The organism is Methylosinus sp. KRF6 (genome assembly GCF_018887255.1).
GTDB classification, from domain to species: Bacteria; Pseudomonadota; Alphaproteobacteria; order Rhizobiales; family Beijerinckiaceae; genus Methylosinus; species Methylosinus sporium.
The window spans coordinates 1,917,513-1,943,015 of sequence record NZ_JAHLJF010000001.1 but is presented as its reverse complement, the minus strand read 5'-3'; the positions used below and the strand labels follow the sequence as shown (position 1 = coordinate 1,943,015).

The following is a 25,503-nucleotide window of genomic DNA, read 5'->3' as shown; positions in this document are numbered from 1 at the left end:
GTTTCGCGAAGCGCCGCGGCAAAAATGAGTCAGAAAAAATGAGGGGATTCGTGAGTTATGAGGTCTTGTTCTATATTTTTTGTCCGATCATTCTTTTCTCAGAAGGCAGCATACGCGTCGCATTCGCCTGCTCGGCAGGGCTCGCGCTGGCTGGACTTGGCAGATACGGCTTCTTAATGAACCCTTCAGGATCCATATTTATCAATTTTCTAATCAATGAATTGTTGTGGTTCCTCTGCGGCACGATAGGATTTTATTATTACACTAAAATTCCGAGACTGTCCCCTCTCGCATTTTGGACCAGTTTGGCCCTCCTGATCGCGCTGGCGTGGTCGATCAAATACATAATTGGCTATTCGAATTTCTTTTCTAACATTGTAATGATTTGCTTCACTTTGATCGCCGTCAGAAACCTGCCTGCTGAACTTACGAGAGCAAGGACGCTCAATTTTGGAGCGTTCAGCTATTCTATATATGTATTCCATTACGCAATACTAGTTATCATGAGTTTTGCGCTATTCGAGGTGTTCCACATCAGGGCCTATGAAATCAGCTCTTACTTCGTATGGACCATTTTCCTGGTTCCGACGCTGATAATATGTTGGCTTCTTTATCTTATCGTCGAAAAGCCTTGCAACGACTATCTCCGCCGACTGAGAGCAGAACGTTTCCGTCTGGTTGGATCGCGGCGGATCCAGCTTTGGTGGCAATCCCTTGCAAGCCGCATTCTGGTTGGAGAGCATGGCGGTCCACTGCATTTGAAGGCGCTTTCAATGACGCATTACGAAGACCTGCGCGAGATCCTACGCGCGACGACTCGGACATGGCTGGTCACGGGAGTCGCGGGATTCATCGGCTCCAATCTTCTCGAGACGCTTCTCGAGCTCGATCAGAGAGTGGTCGGGCTGGACAATTTTGCGACCGGCCACCGACGCAATCTGGACGAAGTGAAGAGCCTCGTCGGACCGGAGCAATGGCGGAGGTTCGATTTCATCGAAGGCGACATCCGCGATCTCGATGCGTGCCGCCGCGCCTGCGACGGCGTCGATTATGTTCTGCATCAGGCCGCGCTCGGCAGTGTCCCGCGCAGCATTGCCGATCCCGTCGTCACCAATGGCGTGAATGTCGCCGGCAGCGTCAATATGCTGGTCGCGGCCCGAGACGCCGGAGTCGAGCGTTTCGTCTACGCCGCCAGCAGCTCGACCTATGGCGATCACCCAGCTCTGCCGAAGGTCGAGGATGCGATCGGCCGGCCCCTCAGCCCATATGCCGTGACCAAGTTGGTCAATGAGCTCTATGCCGAAGTGTTTGCGCGCTGCTATGGGATGAAGACGATTGGTCTGCGCTATTTCAATGTCTTCGGGCCGCGACAGGATCCCAACGGCGCCTATGCCGCCGTCATTCCGAGATGGACGGCTGCGATGATCGCGGGCGACGCCGTCTATATCTATGGCGACGGTGCGACGAGCCGCGACTTCTGCTATGTCGCGAATGCCGTCGAGGCCAATCTTCTCGCGGCGACGACCGCGAATCCGCCGGGGTCGAGCCAAGTCTACAATGTCGCGGTTGGTGATCGCACGAGCCTGAACGAGCTCTATGCGGCGCTCCGCGGCTTGCTGGCGCCGTCCTTCCCTCATCTGCGGCGCGCCGAGCCTATCTATCGCGACTTCCGGCCCGGCGACGTTCGGCACAGCCAGGCCGACATCGGCAAGGCCGCCACCCATCTCGGATATGCCCCCGCATATCGCATCGGCGAGGGGCTGAGCTTGGCGATGCCATGGTACATTGCGCAAGCTCAGGGCGGTTCAGCAACGCGGATCGCCGAGACCAACAATCAGCTTCGATGAAATCGGCTGCGACCGGATGATGCCGGCGAGACACGGCGACGGACGTTCGCATGTTTTTCGACAGATCGTTTATCGCCGATGAGGCGAGAAGGAGTTTCCGCGGGAGGAAAAAATGCTCGTTGCCGACAATGTGAAGGAGATCGTAAAAAGGACGCGATTGGCTGTCCCGTTCATCTTGGTGAAGAACCTGACGACCAGGGCGACCTCTCAAAGCAACGAGGCCGAGATTCTGCGCCGCATCGTGTCTCGGCTCGACATTCCGAAATGCTTTATCGAACTCGGCTTTTCCGGATTCGAGTTCAACACCGCCGAGCTCGCCAAAAGACGCGACTGGATAGGACTTCTGGTTGATGGCGGCGCCTATAACGTTCGAATCGCCAGGCTCACTCTGCACAGTGGCATTCGGGCGGAGGAAATGTGGATCGATCTCGACACCCTGGAGCGTGTCTTCGATTACGCGAAATCAAAAAAAGTCGGCGTGCTGTCCGTCGACGTCGACGGCAATGATTTCTGGTTCTTGGAAAAGCTCATAACGATCAGGCCAGCTGTGATCGTCGCAGAGTTCAACGTGTCGCTCGGATTGAGGCCGATAACCGTCCCCTATGATCCCGCCTTCGATCGGAAGAAGAAGCACGAGACAGGCGAATATTACGGCGCGTCGATCGCCGCCATCGGTCATTTGTGCGCCAACAACGACTACAGCCTGGTCGAGATCAGCCGAAACGGAGTGAACGCGTTTTTCGTTCGCAATGATGTTCTTGCCGGACACTGGAAAAAAATCGACATCGACGATGTTCCGCTCACGAAGTCATATCCGGACGGATCATTGGCGCCGACGGATAAATTTTGGCAACAGATAAGAGCGATGCCTTTTATCGACGTGACCAAGATGACCGCGGCGTCCGTTTCGTGAGTTGGGCCGCATCGCAGAGAGCGCGTTTCCATCCGACGGGAATGCAGACGGTCGCCAGCAAGTTCGCAGGCTCCCGATCGTGCAATTTCGGTCCCGCAGTCCGAGAGGCGAGATGAGCGTCGCGCGTCACACATTAGTGAATATCGCGAGCGCGATTCTGCCGATGGCGCTCGGTCTCGCGACTGTCCCGCTGTATCTCCGCACGATAGGCGGAGAACGTTACGGCGTTCTCGCCGTGATTTTGGCGCTATTGACCTATTTCAGCTTCCTGGACCTTGGTTTTGGAATAGCGGTAGGTCAGCGTATCGCGAGCCTCTCTACGAAAAGCAGCTCGGAGCCGAGCAGGATTTTATGGACAGCTTTGCTCAGCACGCTTTTCCTGGGCGCGATTTCGGGCGTCCTGCTGTATCTCATCTCCGGCTCGCTGCTCGCGCTCGTCGGTGTCGTGCCTGCCGGCAAGCAGGAGGAGGCGCACGCCGCCCTGCGCTGGCTGTCTCTGGCGCCGCTGTTCCTGTTGCCGATTAGCGCCATGGCGGCCGCGCTCGGGGCGAGACTGCGTTTCGAAGAGATCGGCGCCGTTCAAGTGCTGGGCAACTCATGCAGCCAACTCTTCCCTCTCGCAATGGCGTTGTCGGGAAGAACCGAACTCGAAGCGCTCGTCCCTGCGGCGCTCGCATCGCGCGTCCTGATGGCGATGCTGCTGTTCTGGCTGTGCCGCCGCCATGTTCCCCTCGTCGGCGGGCCTTGCATCGATTGGGCGCATTTCAAAGGCATGCTCGGCTATGGTGGCTGGGTGTCGATGAAGGCATTTCTCGGCCCGGTCTTACTGACGTCCGACCGTTTTTTCATAGCCTCTCAATATAGCGCTGCAGCAGTCGCCAATTATACCGTACCCTATGATCTCGTCTCCCGGACGCTGATCATCCCAGGGAGCTTTTCGAGCGCGCTTTTCCCACGTCTCGCCTCCACCAGTCGGGCGGATGCCCGAGCTCTCGCCTATCGATATGGCAAGGTGCTGCTCGCCGTGATGACGCCGATCGTCATAGCCGGCGTTTCTCTCTCCCGGGATTTCTACGATCTCTGGCTGGGGCCTTCGTTTTCCGAGGCGGCTTTCGGCGTGTCCGAACTGCTGCTGTTGGGCGTGTGGCTGAACACGCTCGTCATTCCTCATCACATCGATCGGATGGCGTCGGGCGATATCTTTGTGAGACGCCCTTCTATTTCGCAGTGTTATGGCTCGGACTAAAATTTTGGAACATTCAAGGCGCAGCCGGCGCTTGGTCATTGCGCATTCTGCTGGAGACATGCCTGTTGCTCTACATAAGCAACGCATTGTCTAGAACATCCAGACTCGCCGCTCCCTACCTAGCTTTGGTGGCGATCGCCATGGCCGGCGCCTGGTGGCTTCCTCGCGCATTGTTCGCGCATCTCGGGTTGGCGGTCGGGATTTGTCTGCTGATGGATCGAGAGCTGATCTTCGCCGGGGCAAAGGCCTTCGGCTTCCGGAAAATGGGGTTCTCGCCGTGACTCACTGGCTTCGACTGGCGTCCAAAATCTTCAGGCGGCTTTTTGGAGAGCGGAGAATGACGCTCGCCGAGCGCTTTCCGCAATATCGGATCGGCCGGGGAACATATGGAGGCGACCTTGTGGTCTTCTCTTGGAACGAAGGCGCCGTGCTCGAGATAGGCCATTATACGTCGATAGGTCCGGGGGTGAGAATTTTCCTCGGTGGGGAACACCGGACGGATTGGGTGACCACTTTTCCCTTCAATTGGCTGTGGCCGTGCGCGCAACACTATACCGGTCATCCCAAAACGAAGGGCGACGTGGTGATCGGGAGCGATGTATGGATCGGCGCGGAGGCGATGATCATGTCTGGAGTGACGATCGGCGACGGCGCCGTAATAGGCGCTCGAGCCGTCGTCGCACGTAACGTTCCTCCCTATGCGATCGTCGTCGGGAATCCAGCAAGGTTCCTCAGATGCCGCTTCGATGAGAAGACGATTGATCGATTATTGGCTTTGCGTTGGTGGGACTGGCCGGAGGCGGACATCGCTCACGCTATGCCGGATCTGTTGAGCGGTCGGATATCGTCGTTCTTGGAGAAAGCCGAAACGGGAAGTTATCGATTCTGCAAAGGAACATTCGCGTGATCGAGATCGAATCGAAAACGGAAAAAGAAGGCGCTTCGCCTCCGCCATGGTCCATTCCCTGGCCGCCTTCGGAGCTGGAGGCGGTCGCCGCGTGTCCTGTCTGCGGCGACCGAGACCGCAGGCTGCTTCACGACGAAATCGTCGATAATGTTTTCTTTGTCGCCAAGGGCAAATGGACTCTCTACCGTTGCCGAAGCTGCCGAAGCGCCTATCTCGACCCGCGTCCGAACCCATCGAGCATAGGCGGAGCATATGGCTCATACTACACGCACAGCGAAGCCGTTCGGAAAAGCAACGACGAACTGAGCGCGTTCAATCGAATAAAAAGATCGCTGGCGAACGGTTATGCGAACCGACGCTATGGAACGCAGCGGAAGCCCGCGAGCGATTTGGGAATTTTGGCGGCCGTGATCATGACGCGGCAGCGTGAGATGATAGACGCCACCTTTCGATATTTGCCTAAGCCTGATCGCGGCTCGCGGCTGCTCGATGTCGGTTGTGGCAATGGTGAATTCTTGCTGCATGCGCGCGATGCAGGATGGGCGGTCTCGGGTCTGGAGCCGGATCCGGTCGCGGCGGATATTGCCCGACGAAAAGGCCTCGACGTGCGGGTCGGAATCCTCGACGACACGACAGCCGAAGAGAATGCGTATGACGCGATCACGTTGAGCCATGTCATCGAACATGTTCACCAGCCGAAGTCCGTGCTCATGGCGGTCCACCGGCTTTTGAAGCCGGGAGCAATCGTCTACATCGATACGCCGAATATCGGCAGCCACGGCGCCGAGCGGTTCGGCAAGAACTGGCGGGGGATCGAAGCGCCCCGACACCTCGTCCTGTTCAATCCCTCCTGCCTGTCTCATGTCCTTACGTCCGTCGGTTTCGAAGGGATCACAAAGATTCGTCGAACATCGATACGAAAATCTATCTATTCGAGAAGCACATCCATTGCCGCCGGCGAAAATCCATATGGCGCCGATCGAAAATCGCTGCCGTTTCTCGAGACGCTCGGCATCGCGCTTTCGCATGTCGAAACGGACAAGCTCGAATTCATCACTTTGACGGCCCGCAAACGAAGCGCGGCGGCATAGCGCCGAGGACGCGACGCTCGTCTTATCGATCGTCGAGACAAGACTGTTCGAGACCTCACACTGCGAAGGTCGTAACGATGGGCGGAGGGTCGAGACAATGAAGCTGTCGATCGCGATGGCGACGTTCAATGGCGAGAGGAACATTGGCGCGTAGCTCGAATCGTTTCTTTCTCAAACCCGTTTGCCTGACGAGCTCATCGTCTGCGACGACGGCTCCAGCGACGAGACGCTTCCGATCGTCGAGGCCTTTGCGAAACGCGCACCCTTTCCGGTCATGGTCTATAGAAACGAGGCCAACCTCGGGTACACCAAGAATTTCGAGACGGCCGCGCGCCGCTGCAGGGGAGACATTGTATTTTTTCCGATCAGGATGATGTCTGGTTGCCGAGAAAGATGGAAGCCGTTGAAGCAGCGTTTCGCGCCGACGACAGTAAGCTGCTGTTCGTCCAGGACGGAAAAATCGTCGATCGTGACCTGCTGTGGCGTGGTGCTACGAAGCTCGGTCAGGTCAAATCCGGATGGGGAGCGAATATGGGTCTTGCGACTGGGGCGCTTTCCGCGATGCATCGAGACTTGAAATCCATCGCCTTCCCGATTCCCGACGAGATAGTCGGACATGATTGGTGGATTTATGCGATCGCACGAGGCTTGAAGGTCGATGGCGTCATAGAGGAGCCGCTGCAGCTGATCCGGCGCCATGGCGAGAACACGTCCACTTGGGTCGCGAGCTCGGTCGCTCGAATCAATAAGATGGATGTTCTCGTGAGCCAGATGAGAACGGAGCCGGCGTCGTCCTACAAAGACCGATTGGATCACAATAATTGCTTAGCTGAACGCTTGACGCGAGTTCGAGAAGCGTCCGGCGGCAGGTTTCGCGCCGGGGTGATCGACGCCGCGCTCGCTGAGCTGGAAGTGGAGATGTCAGCGCTGCTGCGCCGAAGCGAGCTCGTAGACGCAGGCTTCCTCGCGCAAAAGAGAATTGCATTGGAGATGCTGGCTCAGGGTAAACATCGTCATTTCAATGGAGTTCGAAGCTTTCTGAGGGATATTGTGCGTCGGGAGTGGGGGCGGCCGTCGGCGCCGGGCGGAAAGGCGGACTGTCTGGAAAAAAGCCATTGATCCGCTCGGCGCGCTTAGGAGACTGAGATGAAGGTGTCCATTGCAATGGCGACCTACAATGGCGCGAGATGGATAGAGGAGCAGCTCGACAGCTTCGCGCAGCAGGATCGCCGTCCTGATGAGCTGGTGGTCTACGACGATTGCTCGGGGGACGAGACGATTTCAATCATCGAGCAATTCAGAAGGCGGGCGAGCTTCGAGGTCCGCGTCGTGTCGAATGAAAAGAATAGCGGGCACATCAGGAGCTTTCTTCGGGCGATGTCGCTGTGCCGCGGCGATGTGATTTTTTTGAGCGACCAGGACGACACGTGGCGGAGGACCAAAATATCGACGATGATTCGTCTGATCGAGGAGAACCCACGGCGCCACGTCTTTGTGAACGATGCCGAATATACCGACGGGAATGGAACGCCTTGCGGACTGACTGTGCTCCAAAAATGTGTGAGCGTCGGAGCCAGCGCGGGCGGGCATATCGCGGGGGCTTGCACCGCGATGACGAAAGAGTTTGTGGCCTTCATTCTCCCGGAAGATTACGCTGAAATGCCCAAATACCACGATGTCTATATACATCGTTGGGCGAAGGCGCTCGGATGCAAGCACATAACCACAGATGTGCTCCAGACATGGCGGATTCACGGGAGCAACTCTTCTGCGGCCACGCAGATGACGACTCCCGAACGCGTGTCCATGTTGACATGGCGCGCGAAGTTCAAAGGGGCCGATTCGAGATCGGATTATTTGACCAAAGCCGTGCAATTTCGAAGGATGTGCATCCATCTTGCCGCCAAGCGCGATGAATTTGCTCGTCTCGAGGTCGCCGCTGATTACGGCGATGTGCTCGGGGAACTGTCGAGACATATCGATGCGTTTGAAAACAGGGCGGCGCTGCACGACGTGTCGTACCCGGGCAGGCTGGCGGCGATCGCCGATATGGCGCTGCGCGGCAAATACAAATATTTTTATGGTTGGAAGAGCATTGCCAAGGATTTGTTGATTTGATCGGCGGGGAGAGCGCCTTCCGTCTTCGGCGACCGTTCGCTTTTGATTGTCATTGAGAAGAAGCAGCGAAACGATGTGCGGAATAGCGGGATGCCTGTTCGCCGGGCCGGCGCAGCGAGGCTTGTCCATTGTCGCAGTAATGAGCGAGCGATTGTCGAGCCGCGGGCCCGATGACGCAGGCGCATGGGGCGACGAGCAGGGGCGGGCTTTTCTCGGTCATCGGCGCCTGTCGATCATCGACGTGTCCGCCAATGGCCGGCAGCCGATGCGGTCGAACGGCGGCCGATATGTCGTCGCTTTCAATGGCGAAATATACAATCATCTGGAGATGCGGGCCGAGCTCGAGGAGGCTGGCGCGTGCGCGCCCTGGCGAGGCCATTCGGACACCGAGACGCTGCTGGCGGCGTTCGAGCGCTGGGGCGTCGAGCCGACGCTCGATCGCGCGGTGGGCATGTTCGCGATCGCGCTGTGGGACACGGCTGCGCGCACGCTTCACCTCGCGCGCGACCGTTTCGGCGAGAAGCCGCTCTATTATGGTTGGGTGGGACGCGATTTCGTGTTCGGGTCCGAGCTCAAGGCCTTACGCGCGTTCCCAGGCTTTTCCAATCCGGTCTGCCGCGAGGCGCTGGGGCTCTACATGCGGTTCCTCTATGTGCCGTCGCCGCACAGCATCTTTCGCGGCGTCTACAAGCTCGAGCCGGGATGCGTCCTCAGCATTGATACTTCGGCCGAGCCGATATCCGGAGATCCGCCACGCCCGCCGACGGCGCGCCGCGGCCTCGCCCTGCGGCGTTGGTGGTCGCTGGGAGCAACGGTCGAAGCGGGCGCGCGTCGGCTGTTCGACAATGAGGACGAGGCGGTGCGCGCGCTCGAGGACAGGCTGCGGGAGGCGATCCGATTTCAATCGCTCGCCGATGTCCCTGTCGGCGCGTTTCTGTCCGGCGGCGTCGATTCCTCCACCATCGTGGCGCTGATGCAGCGGCAATCGACGCGCCGCGTGCGCACCTTCACGGTGGGATTCGAGGACGCGGGCTTCGACGAGGCGCCACATGCGCGCGCCGTCGCGCGTCATCTCGGCACCGAACACGCCGAGCTGTTCGTGACCGCCGCCGAGGCGCGCGCCATCATTCCCCGTCTACCCGCCATGTACGACGAGCCGTTCGCCGACTCGTCCCAGATCCCGACTCATCTGGTCTGTCGCGCGGCCCGCGAGCAGGTGGTCGTGGCGCTCTCAGGAGATGCCGGCGACGAGCTGTTCGGCGGCTACAACCGCTACTTTTGGGCCCCGCGCATATGGCGTCGCCTCGCTTGGTTGCCTTATCCTGCGCGAAGCGCGCTTGCGGCGTCCCTCGCGGCGGCGCCGATGGCGGGGTGGGAGTTCCTGAACGGACCGATCAATGCTCTGTTGCCGGGAAGCCGAGGCGTCGCTCGCCTGGGCGAGAAGGCGCAAAAGCTCGCTTCGCGCCTGCATGGCGCGCGTGACCTCGACGATTTATACTGCAATCTCGTCTCGGAATGGCAAGCGCGGTCGAACGTGCTTCGACACGATTCGGCGCGAGATTCGGAGCCGCCCATTCCATTGAGCGACGTTTTGCCGGCGGCCGGCATGGAGCATGGCCAATTGCGGATGATGTACCGCGACTGCATGAGCTATCTGCCGGACGACATATTATGCAAGGTGGATCGAGCCGCCATGTCGATCGGCCTAGAGACGCGCGCTCCCTTTCTGGATCATCGTGTCGCCGAGATCGCATGGCGGCTCCCCCTGGATATGAAGATCAGAAACGGGCAAGGCAAATGGGCGCTCCGCCGAGTGCTCGACAAATATGTGCCGCGCGCGCTGATCGAACGGCCGAAATCCGGCTTCGGCATTCCATTGGACCAATGGCTGCGAGGGCCGCTGCGTGATTGGGCGGAAAGCCTGCTCGAGGAGTCGAGGCTGGAACGGGAGGGCTATTTCGATGCGGCGCCCATTCGGCGTGTGTGGCGTGAACATCTCGGCGGCCGACGCGACCGGACGGCGAAGCTCTGGAGCGTTCTGATCTTTCAGAACTGGCTCGAGGCCAACGGCTAGAATGCTGCCTTATTGGCTGATGTTCCTCGCGCCCGCGCTGTTGGCGGCGAGTTCCAGCGGCGTGAAAGCGCCGATAGGCGACGCGCGCAAAGCCATCGTCTGGGACTTCGTCTGGCTGTCGCTGACCTTGCTGATCGGCTTTCGCCATCAAGTCGGCGGCGACTGGGCGTCTTATGAAAGGATGCTGGACAACACAGCGGGTCTCGACCTCGGGGAGGTGCTGCTGAGTGGTGATCCGGGCTATAAGCTGTTCAATTGGATCAGCCTCGGCCTGGGAGGGGACGTCTACGGCGTCAATCTGGCCGGCGGCGCGATCTTTTCCTTTGGACTGCTGACTTTTTGTCGCGCGCAGCCGCAGCCCTGGCTCGCGCTGGCGGTGGCCATGCCATATCTGGTGATCGTCGTCGCCATGGGATACAGCCGCCAAGGCGTCGCCCTCGGGCTCACAATGCTCGGCTTCGTCGCGCTCTGCAAAGGCTCCAATTTGAAGTTTGCGATCTGGATCGCGCTCGGAGCCACCTTCCACAAGACGGCGGTGCTAATCATTCCGATTGCGGCGCTCGCATCTTCGAAGAACCGCTATGTGACGGCGGCCTGGATCGCTCTGCTCGGTGCCGGTCTGTACAAAGTGCTGTTGGAGAAAGAGGCCGACAATCTCTATCGCAATTATGTGACGGAGGATATGCAATCGGAAGGAGCGCTCGTGCGCACTCTGATGGGCGCCGTCCCGGCGATCATTTTTCTGGTTTGGCGAAAGCGTTTCCAGCTCGAGAAGACCGAGGCGGACCTCTGGACATGGCTCGCGGTCATTGCCGCGACATTACCGGTTGCTCTGGCCGTGACGAGCGCCTCGACGGCGATCGATCGAATGGCGCTCTATATGCTCCCTCTTCAGCTCGTCGTCTTTGCGCGAATGCCGGACGCGCTGGCGACGCCCGATCCGAAGGAGGGAGGGCGGAGCGCCGTCGCGGATGCGTCAGCGGTCAAGGCTGCGATCCTCGTTTATTATGGCGTAGTTCTGTTTGTCTGGCTGAATTTCGCTACGCATGCGTATTATTGGCTGCCGTATCAATTTTATCCATGGGATGGTTCATTTTGAAGTTCCTTCTATTCGCCAATACCGACTGGTATCTGTACAATTTCAGAAAATCTCTCGCCGCAGCGCTGCGCGATTGCGGTCATCGAGTGATTCTCGTGTCGCCTGCGGGGCCCTATGGGGCGAAGCTTCGATCTCTCGGCTTCGATTGGGTGGCCGCTCCGATGGATCGCGGCAGCCTGAATCCCTTTCGTGAGCTGACGCTTCTCGCATGGCTGTGGAGCTTCATGCGGCGTGAGCAGCCCGACATCGTGCATAGCTTCACCATTAAATGTGCAGTTTACGGCGCGCTCGCCGGGCGCCTGGTTGGCGCGCGTTGCGTCAATTCCGTCGCTGGAATGGGCTATGTTTTCACGAACAACGAGCTCAAGGCGCGCGTGCTCCGGCCGCCGCTGCGGGCGCTGATGCGCGCCGCCCTCGGGGGAGAGCAGGCGCGCCTCGTTCTTCAGAATCCAGACGATGTGTATTTCTTCGAACGGTCGAACATCGCCCCGCGCGAGCGAATTCGACTCATATGTGGCTCGGGAGTGGACTGTTCGCGGTTCGTGGCGCCGAGCGAGGCGCCCATTCGCGCCGAGGGAGCGATCCGCGTCGTGCTCGGAGCGCGTATGCTCTGGGACAAAGGCGTCGCCGAATTCGTCGAAGCCGCGCGAATGCTGAAGGACGAAAACAGGTCCGTGCATTTTCTGCTGGCGGGCGCTCCTGACGAGGGGAATCCAGCGGCCGTGCCCGAGCGCAAGCTGCGGGAGTGGCAGGCGGAGGGGCTCGTGCAATGGCTCGGCCACGTCGGCGACATGCCCGCTCTGCTCGCGAGCGTCGACATTGTCGTGCTGCCGAGCTATCGTGAGGGCCTGCCCAAAACCCTGATCGAAGCCGCCGCCTGCGCGCGTGCGCTGATCACGACCGATGCGCCGGGCTGCCGGGAGGTCGTCACCCATGAAATCGACGGCCTCCTCGTGCCGGTCGGCGACACGAAGGCGCTGGCCTCGGCGATCGCGCGTTTGCTAGACCAGCCAGAACTCGCCCGGCGCCTCGGGGAGGCCGCTCGCAAGAAAGCGCTTTCCAAATTCGACGAGCAGATCGTGATCGCGCAGACCTTCGCGGTATACGAGGAGCTGACGGCGCAGTGAGGTCGCGACGCGACGAACCGTTCCGAAACCGAATGAAAGGCCCCACGATGCCGCGACTGTTGCTGGTCACGAAGAAATTGGGGGAGTCATACGTCGGCGGACGCGAGCTGTTGTTGCGATTCAACCGTGATTGTCTGCGCGACATATTCGGAAAGAATCTGTTCGTCGTTGAACTGGAGGCGACCCCGGTGCGCACGCCGGCCGGCCTTGTCGCTGCGATGAACGGCCATATCGACGGGGTGAGCCGCGCTTCCCTGATCGCAATCCTGAAGATGATCCAGGAAAATGAGATCACGCAGGTTTTCATCGACGGCTCGAACATGGGGGAGGTCGCGGCTGCATTGCGGACGCAGGGCTGTCCCATCAAGGTCACGACCTTTTTTCACAACGTCGAAGCGCGATTCTTTCTCGGCTCGTTTCGCGCATCGTGGACCCCGCGCGCGCTGCTCGTGCTGATCGCGAATTACCTAGCCGAGCGGAAAGCGGTGAAGCACAGCGACGTGATCATAGCGCTCTCGGAGGCCGACAGCCGAGGGCTCGAGCGGACATATGGACGAGGCGCGTCGGTGATCTCGCCCCTCGCGCTCAGAGATCAAATGACGTCGACGCAGGACGTCGACGGCGATATCGGGCGCGGCGCTTATGTCTTGTTCGTGGGAGGCGCGTTTTACGCCAACAAGGCCGGCATCGTCTGGTTCGTCGAGAATGTCGCTTCCAGGATCGATTGCGAGACCGTGGTCGTCGGACGCGGCATGGAAGCCTTGAAGCCGGATCTGGAGCGTCCTGGGAAGGTGCGCATTGTCGGCGGCGTGAATAGTTTGGCGCAATGGTATTTCGGCGCAAAGCTCGTGATCGCCCCGATTTTCGACGGCTCGGGAATGAAGACCAAGGTCGCGGAGGCCTTGATGTTCGGAAAAAAAATCGCCGGGACGCCGGAGGCGTTCATCGGCTATGAGGACATCGCCGCGCGCGCCGGTTGGATTTGCAAGAACAGTGATGATTTCGTCGCGACCATCAATTCGCTGGGCGGGGCCTCATTGCCGAGCTTCGATCCAAACGTGCGGGCGCTTTATGAAGAGCGGTATTCCTATCCGGCGGCGCGCGCCCGGTATGCGCAGGCGTTGGGCGGTCGGTGACACATTCGCGGCGTACAAGCCAATTTCGCTCGGGGTGCAAAAGGTGACCAAAGCGATCTGCTTTTTTACGGCGAGATATTCCGTGTCGGGCGTGCCTCTGGCTCAGCTTCGTCTGGCCAAGGCCTTCCGCGAGAGAGGATACCGTGTGGACTTCGTTTTCGGATATGTGCCTCCCGGCGTCGACGCGCCGAAGAGCGGGGGAATAAGCATATATGACTTCGGCCAACCGCGCGCCGTCAATCTGCTGATCCCCGTCACGCGCTTCATCCGCGACACGCGGCCGGATGTGATCTTCTCCGCGGAGGATCACCTCAACGCTGTGGTGGCCTTCGCCACATATCTTTCTGGATCGCGCGCGAAATTGAGCGTTTCTTCCCGCGTCACTCCCTATGAGGCCTATTCGAACGTTCCGTTCTCCAAGCGATGGGTTTTAAAGCAGCTCAGCCGGCTGCTGTGGCAAAGAGCCGATGTGCTGACGTGCGTTTCGAAAGACATGGTCGGGCAATATCGGAATGTTTTCGGCCAGACCCGCCACAGGACTATCTACAATGTCATTGTCGACGACGATTTGCATCGAAAGAAAAACGAGAGCGTGGACCATCCGTGGTTCGCGGACACAGACGTTCCGCTCATCGTTTCCGCTGGCCGGTTGGCGCCGGAAAAGAGATTCGCGGATGTGATCGCGGCGGTCAAGATCATCAACGACAGCAGATTCGCGCGGCTCGTCATTCTGGGAGACGGTCCCCTGCGGGAGGAATTGCAGGCGCTGATCGATCGATTGGAGCTCGCAGATCGCGCGCAGCTCCTCGGATTCCAGAGCAATCCGCTGAAGTATTTCCAGAAGGCGCGGCTGTTCGTTCTTGCGTCCTGCGTCGAAGGTCTGCCCAATGTCCTCGTGGAGGCCATGGCTTGCGGCTGTCCCGTCGTCTCGACGAATTGTCCCACGGGTCCGCGCGAGGTGCTGAAGGATGGCGAGTTCGGTGAGTTGGTTCCGGTCGGATCGCCGCAAGCGCTGGCGCGGGCGATCCTGAGAGCGCTCGAGACGAAGCCGAAGGCCGACAAGCTGCAGGAGGCCGTGCGTCCATTCACGACGGATGAAGTCGTCGCGCGTCATCTCGCCGCCCTGGGGCTGGCGTAGCGACAATGGATGGGCCTGTGTCTCGCCTGAATATAGCGCTGGTGATCAAGGCCATGAGCCTCCCCGGCGGCGGGGCGGAGCGCGTGCTCGCCAGTGTCGCATCCGGGCTCGTCGACCGCGGACATCATGTCACGCTCATCACCAGCGATCCGCCCGATACACAGCCGTACTATCCGCTCTCTCCCTCCGTGCGGCGGTTGTTTCTGGGCGTCGGAACGGTCGAGCGCAGCTCGAGGTTCTGGGAGGTCGTCGAGCGCATCTGGCTCATCCGCCGAGAAATACTGGATCGTCGTCCGGACGTCGTCGTCGCCTTCATGCACAGCTCGTATATTCCGATCGGAATGGCGCTCGTGGGCACGGGCATTCCCGTGGTCGCGAGCGAACACACCGACCTCGCGCATTTTAGATTGCGGCCTCTCCAGCAGACGCTTCTCATGACGACGCCCTTGCTCGCGAGCAGGATCACGGTGGTTTCCGACCAGATCAAAATGCGATATCCGCATTGGCTGAGGCGCCGGATGACCGTCGTTCCCAATCCGATCGTCTCGGCGTCGTCCGAGGGCTGGAAAGAGCCGGCGACCGAGCGAAAGATCCTGCTCTCGGTCGGACGCTTGTCCCAGGAGAAAGATCACGCCTGCCTCATCGCCGCCTTCGCCGAGCTCGCGGAACGCTTTCCCTATTGGACCTTGAGGATCGTTGGTGAAGGAGAGCTGCGGGGCGATCTCGAAAGGCAGGTTGCCGATTTGGGTCTTGCCGGCCGCGTCGATCTGCCGGGCGCGATCAAAGAAATCGACGTCGAATATCGCCGAGCCAGTCTCTTCGTGTCGCCGTCGAGATATGAAAGCTTCGGCTTGGCGACGGCCGAGTCCCTGATCAATGGCACGCCGGCGGTCGCCTTCGACGATTGTCCCGGAACCGATACGCTGATCGAAAACCATGTGAATGGTCTGCTCGTCGACGGAAGAGGTGGACGAGTCGAGGCGCTGGCGATGACCCTCGGGAAGTTGATGGCGGCTCCCGAAGAGATCGAGCGGCTTGCTCGCGCAAGCGCGACGCGAATTCGGGACGTCTATGGGTTGCCGAAGGCGCTCGACGCCTGGGAGAGCATCCTGAGCGACTTCATAGGAGTTTCGAATTAATGAGCAACGCGGGCAGGCCCATCTACGATTGTTTGCCGGGCCTGTCGCGGAACCGACGTCGACATGCTCGAGATCGGCGTGTGTCACGACGGCTCTCTCGCACCGTGGCGCAAGCTTTTAAGCACGGAGGCGCGCTTATACGGAATCGACATCAACCGGCAATGCGCGTCCTATGGCGGCGACAACGCGATCGTTCGCATCGGCTCGCAGAGCGACCCTGATTTTCTCCGTAGCGTCGTCGATAACCAATTCTTCGACGGACTCGCCGCCGTCAGGAAGCGCCGGCAGCTTCCGAGGTTTCATGTCAAAATTCCAGAACATGAAACCGTCGATTGAAGGCAGCTGATGCTGCCGTCTACTGCCTCCGGGCGAGGAAAAGGGCGACGGCGGCGACGTCGAGCACCCGCGCTTACGGCGTCTCCACCACCGGAGAAATCAGCGCAAAATGCCGCTGTTCGATGAGAGGAGGGCGACTCATGCACAAAAGCTCGTTGCTGAGAATGGAGTGGTTCGTTCAAAATTATGTGTCGGCACACGACAAAAGGACAAGAATTCTCGATGTCGGGAGCTACGGCGTCAATGGCACCTACAGGAGAATTTTCGACGATCCGAGGTTCGAATATGTCGGCCTGGACATCGAGGCCGGCCCGAACGTGGATTTCGTTCCGGAATCTCCCTATTCCTGGAAGGAATTGGCCGACGACAGCTTCGATGTGGTGATCTCGGGCCAGGCGCTCGAGCACATTGAGTTCTTTTGGATCACCGTCGCCGAGATGACCAGGGTGCTGAAGAAGGACGGGATCTTGTGCATCATCGCTCCCAATGGCTTCGCCGAGCATCGGTACCCTGTCGATTGTTGGCGATTTTTCACGGATGGAATGATCGCGCTCGCAAGATACGTTAATCTGGACGTTCTGCATGCACATACCAACAGCGCGCCATCGAAAGACAACAAGGAGTGGTATAGCGCGACCAACGCAGATGCGATGCTCGTGGCGAGAAAGCCCTATTCGGGCAAGCCGGTCCTCGTCGATCTGGGGCGGTACAAATGCACGCCGGCCGATCCGAGAGCCGTCGGACAGGGAATGGTCCCTTACGTGGCGCATGTGAACGGAATTGTCCATAGGATCTATCATCGGATCGGCCGCTCGATCGGCGTCATTTAGCAATGTTGCGCAAGTCTACCGGGCTCGCCGCGTTGTTCATCGGGGCGACGGCTTCGTGGAGGTCTCCCGTCGAGTCGGCCGCGGAGCCGTTCGTCGTCGCGAACCGTGGGACGAGCGACGCGAGCATCGCCGTTTCCCTCGAGGCCGGGCGTTCGCTTGGCGAAGCAAAGGCAGCATTGAAGTGCTGCTGCCACGCTCGGCAAAACCCGAGTCCTCGCTACTTACGTTGAAATTTCATTTGTTTGTCGAAACACGTTGCTGTTATCTTTGGCAAAGCGCGACTTGGATATGCATGACGAAATTTGCGCTTTAAAGGTTGATGCGTCGACGATTCGACATTGCGGTCTAACTGCGCCATTCGAAGGGAGACCCGATATGAAAATTGCGCCGAAAGTGTTTTCTGTAGCAGCGGTCCTACTGAGCGCGAACGTGGCGCTGGCGGTGCCCGTCGCCGTCGTCCGCGAGACATCGGGCCAGGTGTCGATCCAAACCGCGGAGGGCATTGTCACGGCGAGTCGGGGAACCCAGCTGTCGGAAGGCGATCGCCTGGCCGTCGGCGACGGCTCCGTGACGGTGTTCTACCTGCGCGGCAAGTGCAAAGGAGAACGCGAAATCGGTTCCCGTTCGATCGCCGTGATCTCGGTCTCCGCGAAAGAGTGCTCGAAGCGAATCGAGGGAGCGAAGGCGCAATCCGTGGACCCGGGTCTCTCGGAGTATGTAGTCCCCGGCCTGGCTCTCCTCGCGGGCGCCGGCGGCCTCGCCGCCGGCATCGCCGCTTCCAATTCTTCTAGCGGCGGCTCCTCCTCTCCGCTGTTGCCCCCGATCAGCCCTTGATTCGGGTTTTTGCCCGAATGCGCGCACGCTTTCCGTCGCGTGCGCGCAATTTTTGACGCCAGAAGCTCATAGTCGGAGCATTCCCGATGGTGAACGGCACATTGCCCAAGTCGGGCGGAGAGTGGCTGGTCGTGTCCGTTTTTGCCGTCACGCTCCCGTTGGGAGGCGCGACCACGCAAGGTCATTGGTCGGACGCGATCGCACAGTTGGCCAGCTTGGCGCTCATCCTCCTCGTCGCGATCCGTCTGATGCGCTTCAATTCACCGGCGTCTGGTCTCGGTCCGCTTTTTCTCGCGGCGATCATCGTCGCGGCCCCAACGGTCCAGCTATGGCCCTTGCCGCCCTGGATTTGGTCGAGTCTCTCGGGAAGAGAGACGATTTATCAGGGTTTCATTCAGGCGGGAATCGATCCGCCGTGGCTCCCGCTCAGCCTCAAGCCCGAGACCACGCTGCGCAGCTGTCTATCGCTCGCCCCGCCGATCGCCGTGTTCCTGTCGGCCGCGCTCCTAGGGCCGGGAACGCGCCGCTCGATGGCGTTCTTCGTGCTGATTGCCGCAACGCTGAACGTCGTTCTCGGAGTTGCGCAGGTCGCCGGAGGACCTCAGTCGCCGCTGCGCTTCTTCGAGACGACAAATTTGAACGCGGCGGTGGGGTTCTTCGCCAATAGGAATCATTACAGCGCGTTGTCCTACAGCGCTATGGCGTTGCTCGGCGCGTGGTCGATCGGCCTATTTCGAGACAGGGACGAGATCAGAGCCGGTCCGCTCGTCCTCTGTCTCTTGCTCTACGCCACGCTCATTTTCGGCGTCGTATCTGCGGCCTCGCGTGCAGGACTGTTGCTCATGGTCTCGGCGGGGCTAGGGCTGGGGGCGATGGCTTTGCACGAATTCAGTCGTTCGGACAGCCACGTCACGGCTCGCGCCGGAGAAGTTTCTCGGCTTCTCGGCAAGCTGTTGGCGGTTGCGGCGAGCACGACCGTTCTCGCGGCGGCGATCTGGAGCGACACGCTTGTCCAAATCGTCGAGAGGATCGCCTCGTATGAGCCGCGCGTCGACATTTTTCGTACGACATGGAAGGCGGCGAGCGCGTATATGCCGGTCGGGGCGGGATTCGGGACCTTTGCCTCGATCTATCAATGGTTCGAGACTCCGCAGCAGATCACGCCGGAACTGATCAATCGCGCTCATAACGACTGGTTGGAATTGTGGCTGGAAGGCGGCGTGCCGAGCTTGGCGGTCGTCGCTGTATTGTCCGTCAGCTTATTGGCCGCGAGCAGGCGAGTCTGGCGCGAAGTCGGCAATGGCTTTGGCGATTTCGACCAGAGATTGGCGCGCGCATCCAGCATTGTCGTTTTGCTGCTCGCGATACATTCTCTGGTGGATTACCCGCTACGTACGACAGCCTTGGCCTGCGTATTTGCCCTGGCCTGCGGGAATCTGGTCGGTTGGCGGAACGTCGCGGTCGTTACCGAAGTCGGTGCGTTGGACGACCGCCTTGTCGTTCGTTCGGCGTGACGGACCTCGGCTCGCTAGTCTTTCGTTCCATCGGCGGCGGAAAGGTCTCTAGAATGGCCAACGCGTGTTCCACTCGCGGCTATTTTATGAGGAGGAGCTCGGCGCAATGGCCACAGACCTGAATTCGCGTCCGCCTTTCCGTTGGCTCGAAAACTTGCTCACGGCCGCGAGAGCCGATCCGCGACTCGGCGGCCTCTCCGAGCAAAGCTACTTGGTCACAGGAGGCGCGGCGTTCGCCGTGCTTGTCGCGGCAGGCACAGTCTATCTGATCGGATACTCACCGTTCGAGACACGAATTCGTTCGGAATTCGTCGCTATTTCCGCCGGGAACGAAAAGGTCCACCTTTCCGACGATCTGTCGACGGCCGCCTTTGCTCCGGCCGAGTTCCGGGCGCATTTCGATTGGCGCGAGGGTGCCATAGGCGTCGTCTTGACATGGGAGCCGACGCCCCACGACTTGAGAATATATCGCATCCCCGCCGGAAGATCGAAATATGTCCAGGCGGATGGCCTATCGGGGCAGTTGTTCGACTCCGACGTCGTTCCAGGGCGCGTCCATTCCTATGTGGCGTGCGCCTATTTCCGGGATCACGAATTTTGCTCGGATCCGATCGGCTTGGAAATTCCAGAGGAAATTTTGCGCTGAGGCGGAAGAGGATTGCGTGATGGCTCGGTTCGGCCATTCGGTAACAGCGAAGCCGAGCGCGACTCCGGCCTTTGGCTTGGTCGTCGTCCTGGCTTGTCTACTGATGTTCGTCCCTCGAACGGCCGCATCGTCGCACAACGAGGTGACCAGCTGGGCGAAGCTCTTTGGACCGCATCCCGTGGATCGCGGCGGAGACATTCCAAGCTATGTGAACGCCGTCGCCGCTGCGAACAGATCAGAGGCCCTGGTTGTGATAGAAGGCACCTGCGCGTCTGCTTGCACGATCAAATTGGCTGCGAAGAACAGATGTGTGAGACCGGACGCCATCCTCTGGTTCCACGCGGCGCTGGAAGGTTCGTTTGTCTCGACGACCGGGAATACATTGCTGCTCGACGCCTATCCTCTGCGAGTGCGCGAGGAGGTTCTTCGGCGCCATATGCTCGACGACGCGACGTTGAATCCCGAGAATACCCTCACCGGACGCGAACTGATCGGCCTAGGCGAGAGGGCGTGCCGATGAGAGTTGGGCATGTGTGCAGGCATAGACAGCTCCGTCTCGAAAATAGACGTGAGTGTCGGTCAGCTGATTGTCGACGTCGGAGCCTACGCCGACTTTTCTGATCTGCGTTCCGAAATCGGAGAAGGTCTTTTATCCAGGACAATCGCTTCAGGAGACGGGTGGAGACCTTTTTCGCCGATCCTCCCTGCGATTGAAGAGCCGTTCGAAGCCATCGACAGACGATTGCCGCCTCTGTGCTACGACGCCGTCTCGTCCGCCACGCGGTCAATTGGTTGTTCTGCGACCGCAGCTATATCGGCGATCCGTGCTTTCCGCATCTTTGCTTAATTGGCCGGTGATCGGCATGATCCGAACGCGCGTCAAATCTCAACCTCGACTATCTTGAAGCCCAGACCCATGCGGCGCCGCCGTCAATCTGACGCGATTCCCTGCTTTTTCTTCCGCGAGGATGAGATCGTGCTTACGTATATCCGATCCAGCCGCTGCATCCTGTTCGGAGATGCGCCGGTAGCCAGGAGGCCGAGCGGATGGTGAAAGACACCGTGGAATTCGAGACCGTCGTCGGCCGTCACTCGGCAAAACGGGATAATCGCAGCGCCGACGACGAGCAGTTCCGCCTAGCTCTGGAAAAGGAAGAGCTTCGCAAGCTTATTTTTGAAAACCCGCCGCAAGCTCCTTCGAGAGCCCGTGGGGAAAGCGCCGTTCGGACAGAGCCGGAGATCCGTCGTCTCGACGAACGTCGCTCCGGCGACAGCATCGCCACCGACGGAGCAAGATTTCGGAGTCCCCGCGCTCGCGATGTCGCCGCCGCGCATTCGAAAGCGAAGCGAAACGCGAGGTCCGACGCGAACAACAGCGAGCCGACGGATCGGCGTCGCGCGCGATCCGCGCCGAGTCGAAATTTGGCGGGAGCCGCCGAGCGGCCGGAAACGTTGCCCGCTGTGAGCTATATCGCTGCGGCGGTCCTGCTCGTCGCATCGGGTCTCGGTGCTCGGCTCGTTTGGCCGGGCGGTGCCGTCGATCCGCTTCCGCGGCCGAATAGGATCGAAAATGTCCGGATGACGAAGGTCGCGCCGAAAGCGACGCGACCTACGACCCGGGACGATGCGATCGCCGACCCGCCGAAGCTGAAACGTTCGCTGGAGATGCTCGAAGAGGCGTCCCTCAACGCCGCGACAGAGCAGGCGAGGCCCCAATCCTCGGAAATCGCCGTGGAGACGCCTTCCCTCGGCGTGCAAGTCGCTCCGGCGCAGATGACAGCGGCCGATGAGGCGGCGGCGGCGCCGCCGAACGCCAGGATTTGGCCAGGCCGCTTCTCGTTCTCCGATAATGGAGCGCACTCTGCTATGGGCTCGATACGCTTCTCGACGTCGCCGCGCGTCGAGTCTCCTGCCGCCGCGGACGACGCGAAGCCGGCGTCCGAGTCCAATCAAATCCGCAACAACGACGAAGGACCGAATGCGGTGCTGTCGCATATCAAGAAGAGGATGCCGCCGCGCCCGCGTTCGGTCGCTCCCGCCGCAACCGCTTTTTCGACGAAAACAAGGGCTGCGGAGCAGTCTGACATCGTCGGACAGGATCGAGTGCACGAGCGTCGAGACGACGATCGAGCGGAGCAACTCGAGCCGGCGAGCTACCCTACATCGAACGAGTTCGAACGGCCATCCTGGCAGGGTGCCTTGGAGTCTCTCGCCGGAATGCTCAGGGACCGGGGCCAGCCCCACGACGGCGCGCGCTGATGTGACGCCGCCTCGACGTGCGAGGCCTATTTCGTGAGCGAAACTGGCAAGATGCGCGGCCGAAATCTAGTGGCGTGATTCAGCCATTTTGAACGGGGAAGACCGGGTAGAGGCTTTTGAGCTTGATGCGGGGGCTCTGGTGCAAACGGCGTGAGCGGGACATAATCCTTCGGAGGGCGGAACCGAACTCTGGGGTTATGGACGATGCTGAGCGTGGACGATCTTTTCAAAGGACGCCATTTCGACCGCGAAATCATCGTTCTCTGCGTGCGCTGGTATCTGCGATACAAGCTCAGCTTCCGAGATCTCGTGGAAATGATGACGGAGCGCGGTTTGTCGTTGGCCCATACGACCATCATGCGCTGGGTTCAGCGCTACGTTCCGGAGTTCGAAAAGCGGTGGAACCGTTTCGCGCGCCGGGCTGGCGGATCGTGGCGCGTCGATGAGACCTACGTCAAGATCAAGGGTCGCTGGGTCTATCTCTACCGCGCCGTCGACAAGGCAGGAAAGACCGTAGACTTTTTGCTGCGCGCGAAGCGAGATGTCGCCGCCGCCAAAGCGTTTTTCCGTCGTGCGTTCGCGCGTCACGGACGGCCGCCGCGCAAAATCACGCTCGACGGCTATCAGGCGTCACATCGGGCGGCGCGCGAACTTCTCGCGCAGCATCGAGGCGGCGCACGGACTCGCATTCGATCATCGAAATGGCTCTGTCGCGAATTTTTTTCTCGCGGGCGGGTTGGGTCTATGATCGCGGGGCGGGGCAGGCGGAATAGAGTGATGATCGATTTCAAGGGCAGCCATTTTGAACGCGACGTGATCCTGTGGAGCGTCCGGTGGTATGTGGCGTATCCGATGAGCTATCGTCAGCTCGAGGAAATGATGGAAGAGCGAGGCGTCGAAGTCGACCACTCCACGCTCGACCGCTGGGTCGTCGAGTATGCGCCTTTGCTGGAGAAACAGTTCCGTGCTCGCAAGCGCGCGATCGGATCCAGCTGGCGTCTCGATGAGACCTACGTGAAAGTCAAAGGCTGCTGGAAATATCTCTATCGGGCCGTCGACAAGGCAGGCGCGACAGTCGATTTTCTGTTGACCGCCAAGAGGGATCGCAAAGCCGCGTTGCGTTTCCTGCGTAAGGCGATCGGCCAACATGGCAAGCCGGAGAAGATCACGATCGACAAGAGCGGCGCCAACACGGCAGCGATCGAAAGCTACAATGCGGAGCATGAAGCGGACATCGAAATCCGGCGTATCAAATATCTCAATAATATTGTCGAGCAGGACCATCGAGCGGTGAAGCGAGTGACGCGGCCGATGTTGGGCTTCAAATCATTTCGGTCGGCTGCTGCGACACTCTCGGGGATCGAGCTCATGCATATGAGCCGAAAGGACCAGTTGCAGACCAGAGGCGAATTGCGTCCAGCCCAGCAGTTCTATGCCCTCGCGGCCTGAGCCGCGTCACTCCCACACACGCTCATCGCGTCCATAAACATAATTTGCGACAAAGCCCTATTCCGCCTGCCCCGCCCCGCGATCATGGACCCAACCCGCCCGCGAGAAAAAAATTCGCGACAGAGCCCTCAGCTATACCTGGAAGCTCAGCACGCATTCGACCGAGTCCTCGCTACTGCATGTCGTCTTCCTCGATCACCCTGACGGCACAGAGGTTCGCATCCACCATGAACGCTTCGGCGATGCGGCCGTGCGTGATGAGCACGCGCTCGGCTGGCGGGGCTGCCTGGGAAAGCTCGAACGCTTTGTCGCGGACGCGACAATGTCCGTATGAGATGCTCCGCCGCAGGCCGGCTCTGCTTCATTCTCGATGCAAATCGGATGGTTGTTGCGGTTTGGTTTGAGATGTCGCATCGACTTGCTGGGCTCCTGCGCCAAATTTGCAGATACTAACGGTCGAGCGCCTGGAGGCGGAATGGGCGGTCTCGCTGAGCGCCGACGCGCATGCTATATGCCGCAGCGTGCGGGCTGCAGTCGAATGTGCGGCATAGTTCCTATCATTGAAAGCTCCGCGATCTTCCCGCGCAGGGGACGCCAGTCGAGGTTCGAGTTCACTTGACGCGCGGGCGATGCCGCAATCTAAATTGCGAGCGGCGCGTCTTCGCCGAACGCATTCCAGGGCTCGCAGCGCCGTTCGCGCGACAAACGACGCGCCTCACGGGAGTTGTTCGCGTATTCGGGCATAGCGTTGGCGGACGGCCATTTGAACGGCTGATGGGTCGCCTCGGCATGCAGGTCGGTCACACCACGATTTAGAGATATATCAAGCGAAGCGCCGGCGCCGCGCCTGCCTATGTCAAAGTCGTCGGAGTCGGCGATTGGGCATGGAAAAAAGGCATGAACTACGGAACGGTGATTGCGTGTCGGAAATTCTCGCGTTAAACACTGAACCAAATGCTTCAGCATATACAGCCCCGCCTCGATACGTCTTTCGCCGCACTGTCCGCCGCCACACGACGCGGCGTTCTGGAGCAACTCGGACGCGCAGACGCTTCGATCACTGAGCTGGCCGAGAAGTTCCACATGACCCTTACGGGCATGATGAAGCACGTCGGCGTGTTGGAGCAAGCGGGGTTCGTCACGACCGCGAAGGTTGGGCGCGTGCGTATCTGCAAGCTCGGCCTACGCAGGCTGGAGGAAGAGGCGGCATGGGTTGAAAGGTATCGCCGGCTCTGGGACGCGCGCTTCGACGAGTTGGGCAAGGTTGTCGAGGAATTGAAACTGACGGAGAACGTTGATGGACAAAGGAAATGAACCCGCCGCGACGAAGAGCCGCACATCGGTCGAGCGGACGTCTGCGCTCGATCTAGTGGCCCGAGTCATTGGAACTGCGGGTATAGGGATTTCAGCTTGAGGCGAGCGTCTCTGGTGGTGAGTTGCCAGTCGGCCTCGACGTGATGTTTGTTGCGGTTTTGAGCGCTCGGCCAGGCGTCGCGCCTCGGTGGCGGGAAAGGCGGCGTAGAGCGAAGCCGGCGTGTGCGTCGAGAGATTGTCCTGCACCAGCACGATCTTCGCCGCGTTGGGAAAATGCTTGTCGGACAAGTCCCTGAGCACATGGGCGTAATCGACGGCCGCGTGGCGGTCGGTGACATCGACGCAGCGCCAGCCTTCGAGCGGCGCGAACATCATGAACAGATTGGCCACGCCATTGCGTTCGTATTCGTAATCGTGGCGCGCCTTGCGCCGGGCGCTGCGGATCATGCGGCCGTTGATAGACGGCGAGCACATCTTCCATATTGG

General features: G+C 59.9%; 24 protein-coding genes and 3 pseudogenes. 25 read left to right on the top strand and 2 right to left on the bottom strand.

The annotated features are described in order from the left end of the window. The 24 genes and pseudogenes from KP010_RS23140 to KP010_RS23265 all read left to right on the top strand — a co-directional run. Positions 1 to 1,847, top strand: a 1,847-nt coding sequence (locus KP010_RS23140) for an NAD-dependent epimerase/dehydratase family protein (RefSeq protein ID WP_305799959.1), incomplete at its 5' end; no start/stop codon positions are given. 112 nt (positions 1,848 to 1,959) lie between these two features. Beyond that, entirely contained in the window at positions 1,960 to 2,760 is an 801-nt protein-coding gene (locus KP010_RS09385; RefSeq protein ID WP_142864118.1) for a hypothetical protein, read from the top strand. Positions 2,761 to 2,872: 112 nt separating this feature from the next. After that, the gene (locus KP010_RS09380) at positions 2,873 to 4,006 is read left to right on the top strand and encodes an oligosaccharide flippase family protein (RefSeq protein ID WP_142864117.1); all 1,134 of its coding nucleotides are present in this window, start codon (positions 2,873 to 2,875) and stop codon (positions 4,004 to 4,006) included. A gap of 38 nt (positions 4,007 to 4,044) precedes the next feature. Continuing rightward, positions 4,045 to 4,287, top strand: coding sequence for a hypothetical protein (locus tag KP010_RS09375; RefSeq protein WP_142864116.1), 243 nt, complete (start codon positions 4,045 to 4,047; stop codon positions 4,285 to 4,287). 56 nt (positions 4,288 to 4,343) lie between these two features. Then, positions 4,344 to 4,913, top strand: coding sequence for a CatB-related O-acetyltransferase (locus tag KP010_RS23135; RefSeq protein WP_142864115.1), 570 nt, complete (start codon positions 4,344 to 4,346; stop codon positions 4,911 to 4,913). Then, positions 4,910 to 6,004 (top strand): bifunctional 2-polyprenyl-6-hydroxyphenol methylase/3-demethylubiquinol 3-O-methyltransferase UbiG, encoded by a 1,095-nt coding sequence (locus KP010_RS23275; RefSeq protein ID WP_142864114.1) that lies wholly within the window; start codon positions 4,910 to 4,912, stop codon positions 6,002 to 6,004. Before KP010_RS23135 ends, KP010_RS23275 begins: the two co-directional genes overlap by 4 nt. Before the next feature lie 166 nt (positions 6,005 to 6,170). Further along, positions 6,171 to 6,353: pseudogene (locus KP010_RS23270) on the top strand (glycosyltransferase); the annotation flags it as partial. 44 nt (positions 6,354 to 6,397) lie between these two features. Continuing rightward, the gene (locus tag KP010_RS22725; protein ID WP_246659965.1) at positions 6,398 to 7,123 is read left to right on the top strand and encodes a hypothetical protein; all 726 of its coding nucleotides are present in this window, start codon (positions 6,398 to 6,400) and stop codon (positions 7,121 to 7,123) included. Positions 7,124 to 7,150: 27 nt separating this feature from the next. Further along, positions 7,151 to 8,122 (top strand): glycosyltransferase, encoded by a 972-nt coding sequence (locus KP010_RS09350; protein WP_142864111.1) that lies wholly within the window; start codon positions 7,151 to 7,153, stop codon positions 8,120 to 8,122. A 73-nt stretch (positions 8,123 to 8,195) separates the two neighbouring features. Then, on the top strand, positions 8,196 to 10,196 hold the full coding sequence (asnB, locus tag KP010_RS09345; protein ID WP_142864110.1) for an asparagine synthase (glutamine-hydrolyzing): 2,001 nt from the start codon (positions 8,196 to 8,198) through the stop codon (positions 10,194 to 10,196). Position 10,197: 1 nt separating this feature from the next. After that, positions 10,198 to 11,295, top strand: a complete 1,098-nt coding sequence (locus tag KP010_RS09340; RefSeq protein ID WP_142864109.1) for an EpsG family protein — start codon at positions 10,198 to 10,200, stop codon at positions 11,293 to 11,295. After that, entirely contained in the window at positions 11,277 to 12,422 is a 1,146-nt protein-coding gene (locus KP010_RS09335; protein WP_142864108.1) for a glycosyltransferase family 4 protein, read from the top strand. The genes KP010_RS09340 and KP010_RS09335 overlap by 19 nt, the downstream gene beginning before the upstream one ends. Before the next feature lie 113 nt (positions 12,423 to 12,535). Further along, positions 12,536 to 13,558, top strand: coding sequence for a glycosyltransferase family 4 protein (locus KP010_RS09330; RefSeq protein WP_185966570.1), 1,023 nt, complete (start codon positions 12,536 to 12,538; stop codon positions 13,556 to 13,558). Beyond that, positions 13,494 to 14,696 carry a glycosyltransferase gene (locus KP010_RS09325; RefSeq protein WP_371824201.1) on the top strand — a complete coding sequence of 401 codons (1,203 nt, stop codon included), beginning with the start codon at positions 13,494 to 13,496 and terminating at the stop codon, positions 14,694 to 14,696. The genes KP010_RS09330 and KP010_RS09325 overlap by 65 nt, the downstream gene beginning before the upstream one ends. A gap of 17 nt (positions 14,697 to 14,713) precedes the next feature. Further along, entirely contained in the window at positions 14,714 to 15,835 is a 1,122-nt protein-coding gene (locus tag KP010_RS09320; protein WP_185966568.1) for a glycosyltransferase family 4 protein, read from the top strand. Between the two features lie 63 nt (positions 15,836 to 15,898). Beyond that, positions 15,899 to 16,171: a hypothetical protein gene (locus KP010_RS09315; RefSeq protein ID WP_142864104.1), complete on the top strand. Its 273-nt coding sequence runs from the start codon at positions 15,899 to 15,901 to the stop codon at positions 16,169 to 16,171. Further along, positions 16,168 to 17,001 (top strand): class I SAM-dependent methyltransferase, encoded by an 834-nt coding sequence (locus KP010_RS09310; RefSeq protein ID WP_142864103.1) that lies wholly within the window; start codon positions 16,168 to 16,170, stop codon positions 16,999 to 17,001. The genes KP010_RS09315 and KP010_RS09310 overlap by 4 nt, the downstream gene beginning before the upstream one ends. 375 nt (positions 17,002 to 17,376) lie before the next feature. Beyond that, entirely contained in the window at positions 17,377 to 17,835 is a 459-nt protein-coding gene (locus tag KP010_RS09305; RefSeq protein ID WP_142864102.1) for a hypothetical protein, read from the top strand. An 86-nt stretch (positions 17,836 to 17,921) separates the two neighbouring features. Next, complete coding sequence (locus KP010_RS09300; protein WP_142864101.1) at positions 17,922 to 19,349, top strand: O-antigen ligase; 1,428 nt, start codon at positions 17,922 to 17,924, stop codon at positions 19,347 to 19,349. A gap of 665 nt (positions 19,350 to 20,014) precedes the next feature. After that, positions 20,015 to 20,515 (top strand): hypothetical protein, encoded by a 501-nt coding sequence (locus KP010_RS09295; RefSeq protein WP_142864100.1) that lies wholly within the window; start codon positions 20,015 to 20,017, stop codon positions 20,513 to 20,515. Between the two features lie 1,346 nt (positions 20,516 to 21,861). Continuing rightward, positions 21,862 to 22,254 carry a hypothetical protein gene (locus KP010_RS09290; RefSeq protein WP_216280772.1) on the top strand — a complete coding sequence of 131 codons (393 nt, stop codon included), beginning with the start codon at positions 21,862 to 21,864 and terminating at the stop codon, positions 22,252 to 22,254. 204 nt (positions 22,255 to 22,458) lie between these two features. Further along, positions 22,459 to 22,947 (top strand): annotated as a pseudogene (locus KP010_RS09285) (IS6 family transposase); the annotation flags it as partial. Positions 22,948 to 23,031: 84 nt separating this feature from the next. After that, positions 23,032 to 23,703 (top strand): IS6 family transposase, encoded by a 672-nt coding sequence (locus KP010_RS09280; RefSeq protein WP_216281497.1) that lies wholly within the window; start codon positions 23,032 to 23,034, stop codon positions 23,701 to 23,703. A gap of 112 nt (positions 23,704 to 23,815) precedes the next feature. Beyond that, positions 23,816 to 24,037 (top strand): SRPBCC domain-containing protein, encoded by a 222-nt coding sequence (locus tag KP010_RS23265; RefSeq protein ID WP_216281495.1) that lies wholly within the window; start codon positions 23,816 to 23,818, stop codon positions 24,035 to 24,037. Between the two features lie 305 nt (positions 24,038 to 24,342). Here the strand turns inward: KP010_RS23265 and KP010_RS09270 are convergent, their stop codons facing one another. Continuing rightward, positions 24,343 to 24,669 carry a hypothetical protein gene (locus KP010_RS09270; RefSeq protein WP_142863396.1) on the bottom strand — a complete coding sequence of 109 codons (327 nt, stop codon included), beginning with the start codon at positions 24,667 to 24,669 and terminating at the stop codon, positions 24,343 to 24,345. Between KP010_RS09270 and KP010_RS09265 the strand changes: the two genes are divergently transcribed. Next, a complete protein-coding gene (locus KP010_RS09265) occupies positions 24,658 to 25,017 on the top strand; it encodes a helix-turn-helix transcriptional regulator (protein ID WP_142863397.1) in 360 nt (119 codons plus the stop codon). The genes KP010_RS09270 and KP010_RS09265 overlap by 12 nt on opposite strands. A gap of 198 nt (positions 25,018 to 25,215) precedes the next feature. Here KP010_RS09265 and KP010_RS23060 read toward each other — a convergent pair. Continuing rightward, positions 25,216 to 25,464, bottom strand: a pseudogene (locus KP010_RS23060) (transposase); the annotation flags it as partial. Positions 25,465 to 25,503: the final 39 nt, after the last annotated feature.